The following is a 2,869-nucleotide window of genomic DNA, read 5'->3' on the forward strand; positions in this document are numbered from 1 at the left end:
CAGCCGTTCGGCTTCCTTGCGGTAGTTGTCAAACGTGGTTTTCGTATCGGCGAAACGGGCGAGCCAGGCGCGAAGTGCCTCGAGATCGGTGCCCGCGGCGACCTGCCTGCGTCCGTTGGCGCGATTCGTGCCGTGACGGCCATCGAGGTCGGGCGGCAGTTCAAGCGCATCGAGCGGGCGCGGGGCGGGCAGGGCGGTGGTCATGGTCGGAGAGGCGGCGGGGCCGGGTTTCGGGCTGGACGTAATTATACGCGCATCAAGCCTGATAATCTCAACATTACAGGATTAATGTCAAAATATAAGCGCGCGGGAATCGGATATCTGGCGGTTTACGTTATATTATTTGTCAAATCTCACTGAAACCGCCTCCATGTCTGACGTCCTGCCCGACGAAACCCGCCTCGCCGCCGAGATCGACCGGCTGAAGGCCGAATTCCCGAAGACCCGCGAGCTCTACCGCGAGGTCTGCGCGCTGCTGTTCTTCCGTTTCGGCCTCACGCCGACCGCGAACCGGCTCTACCAGCTGGTGAAGCGCGGCAGCATGAGCACGCCGACGCAGGTGTTGGGGGAGTTCTGGACCGAACTGCGCGAGAAGAGCCGGGTGCGCATCGAGCATCCTGATCTGCCGGCCGATCTCGGCGCGGCCGCTGGCGAACTGGTCGCCACCCTCTGGACACGCGCAACCGCGTCAGCCGGGACCGCGCTCGACGCGCTGCGCGACGAGGTCGAGGCGCAGCGCGTCGAGGCACAGCAGGCGGTCGCCGCCGCCCGCGACGAACTGGGTCGCGTCGAGACGGCGCTCGAGCAGCGCACCGCCGCACTGCTGGCCGCGCAGGTCGAGGTACGGGCTCTGGACAAGGCGCAGGCCGAAGGACACGCGCAGCGACAGGCGCTGGAGGCGGAACTCGAGCGGAGTAGCACGGCGCTGGCGGCGCGCGATCGCGAGATCGTGGAGGTGAGAGAAGGCTTCTCGCGTGATCTGGAGAAGCTGCGGGAAGCGGCTGAACGCGCGGAGGAACGACTGCGTGCGGCGGAGAAACGGGCGCTCCTCGAGATCGACCGCGAGCGGAGCATCGCAACGAAGCTGCAGAAGGAGCTGGACGAGACGACGAAGCGGGCCGACCGGCGCGAGGCGGACCATCGCCGCGCGGTCGAGGCGCTGCAGGCGCAACTGGCTGACGCCCGCCATCAGGCGGGCGTGCTGCAGGGACGGCTCGATGCCGTCCAGGCTACGAACGCGACGCTGCAGGAACAACTGGCGGCACGGCGCGAGGCCGGTGCACACGCAATGCGGCCCGTTCGCCCGAAGGCCGCCACGGCACGCTCAGCCGCGGCCCGTCCAGCACGGACACCGGGCCCGCCGCGCAAGGCGCCGGCCACCTCCATGCCATCCGGCAAGACGGCGGCACGCCGCAAGCGGGGGTAGCCAGCATGGCCGGCAGCAACCGCCCGCGGAAAGAGGGGAAAGGACGAACCGGGCGGACCCGTCGCCAGGCCCCGGCCTGCCCGCCGATCGGCGCGCTGATGCGCTACGGCGAGCGCACTGTGCGCGTGATCGCCGAAGCGGGTGGCCGGCGCGTGATCATCGAGTCAGTCGGCGAAGACGGCCGCACCTTCCGCAGCACGGTGAAGTGGGCTAATCTGGCCCGTCCTGAAAGGCAACTTTTCTGAGCGCGATGACCATGCAGCAGACCGTGAAGCAACTGGATATCTTCGCCGACAGCCGCGACGTGATGTTGCGCAACGACGTGCTGGAGCAGCTGCAGCGGCGCGATGCGGTGTCCGCTCGCACCGCACTGGAACTGCTGGCTGCCGGATACCCGGACGATGGCGCGCTGCCCGCGATGAGCGTGCTGGTGCGCGAACTCGAACGTGCATCGACGGCGCCCTTTGCGGATCACGCGGCGCTCGCCATCGCCCGCCGTCACCTGGAGGACGAGGTGGTGCCCGCCGCCCGGCGGGTGCTGCCCGCGCAGACCGGTCACGCATGGCTCGCACCCTGCTGGCGAGCGCTCGCCGACCGGGCCGCGACCCTGGCCTTTCTCCGTGCCGATGCCGACAGCCATGCTGCACCGCTGTGGCTGCTGGCCGGCGACTGGGCGGCCGCCCGTGATGCGGTCGGGGGCATTGAATCGTGGTGGCGCATTCCGCCACCCCTCGCGTGGATGACCGAGGCGCGCTACCGGACGGGCGGACTGGATGCCGCGTGGCCGCTGCTCGCGGAACTGGCGTGGCTGGCGCCGGCACGGTTTGCGGCATTGCTGCCCGTACTGGGCGACGCGTCGCTCGACGCGCTACGCCGGCGCTTCGATGCGGAGTTTCCGGGCACCGGCGAGGTCGACGATGACGCGTGGTTTCCGGCGTGGCTGCTGGTGGTCAAGCCGGCACTGGCGGCCCGGCTGGGCGAGGCGCGCGTGCAGCGCGACCAGGCGGCGTCGCGGGCGATGGCGCTGCTGGGTGAGATCCTGCGCCGGGAACATGAAGGTGACCAGCGCGAACTGGTGAACCTGCGCCAGGAACTCAGCCGGCTCCATGCAGACCTGTTTGACACGTATATGGCGACGCGCAAAGTGCAGCACCGGTGAGGCGGTCGACCCGGCAATGCTTTGTGGCACGTCGCGGTGCTACCGGTATTGCGTCGTTCACGACACCGGACACGCCGTGAGATTTCGCATTGCTGTCCCGCTGAACCGCCGCGCCCGAGCGGTTCTCCCCGCCTCTTCATAGGGCACCGCCCGGGACGAAGCACGACGTGAGTGAGTCCTTGATCGCTGCCGCATCTGTCGCAGTGCGGCATGACCCAATCTGCCCAATATGCGGGACGACCCGAATTGCCGCGCCACGGTGCTCCCCCTACCATCAACTCCCC

At 68.7% G+C, this 2,869-nt stretch carries 3 protein-coding genes and 1 pseudogene; 3 read left to right on the plus strand and 1 reads right to left on the minus strand.

The window, feature by feature from the left end:
• Positions 1-204, minus strand: a pseudogene (locus P0D89_RS51975) (tyrosine-type recombinase/integrase); the annotation flags it as partial.
• Positions 205-370: 166 nt separating this feature from the next.
• Here P0D89_RS51975 and P0D89_RS51980 point away from each other — a divergent pair.
• Genes P0D89_RS51980 through P0D89_RS51990 form a run of 3 tightly spaced genes read left to right on the plus strand, consistent with a single transcriptional unit; the run spans position 371 to position 2,585 of the window.
• Positions 371-1,426 carry a DNA-binding protein gene (locus P0D89_RS51980; RefSeq protein WP_408371093.1) on the plus strand — a complete coding sequence of 352 codons (1,056 nt, stop codon included), beginning with the start codon at positions 371-373 and terminating at the stop codon, positions 1,424-1,426.
• 5 nt (positions 1,427-1,431) lie between these two features.
• Positions 1,432-1,671: a hypothetical protein gene (locus P0D89_RS51985; protein WP_408379483.1), complete on the plus strand. Its 240-nt coding sequence runs from the start codon at positions 1,432-1,434 to the stop codon at positions 1,669-1,671.
• Positions 1,672-1,676: 5 nt separating this feature from the next.
• Positions 1,677-2,585, plus strand: coding sequence for a hypothetical protein (locus P0D89_RS51990; protein ID WP_408379486.1), 909 nt, complete (start codon positions 1,677-1,679; stop codon positions 2,583-2,585).
• Positions 2,586-2,869 lie beyond the last annotated feature (284 nt).

It is taken from the genome of Paraburkholderia sp. RL18-085-BIA-A (assembly GCF_046027075.1).
Lineage (GTDB): Bacteria > Pseudomonadota > Gammaproteobacteria > Burkholderiales > Burkholderiaceae > Paraburkholderia.

What these genes read in the sequence shown, in the direction of transcription:
- P0D89_RS51985 (WP_408379483.1), top strand. Translation starts at nt 1,432, where the DNA reads ATGGCCGGCAGCAACCGCCCGCGGAAAGAGGGGAAAGGACGAACCGGG.
- P0D89_RS51980 (WP_408371093.1), top strand. Translation starts at nt 371, where the DNA reads ATGTCTGACGTCCTGCCCGACGAAACCCGCCTCGCCGCCGAGATCGAC.
- P0D89_RS51990 (WP_408379486.1), top strand. Translation starts at nt 1,677, where the DNA reads ATGACCATGCAGCAGACCGTGAAGCAACTGGATATCTTCGCCGACAGC.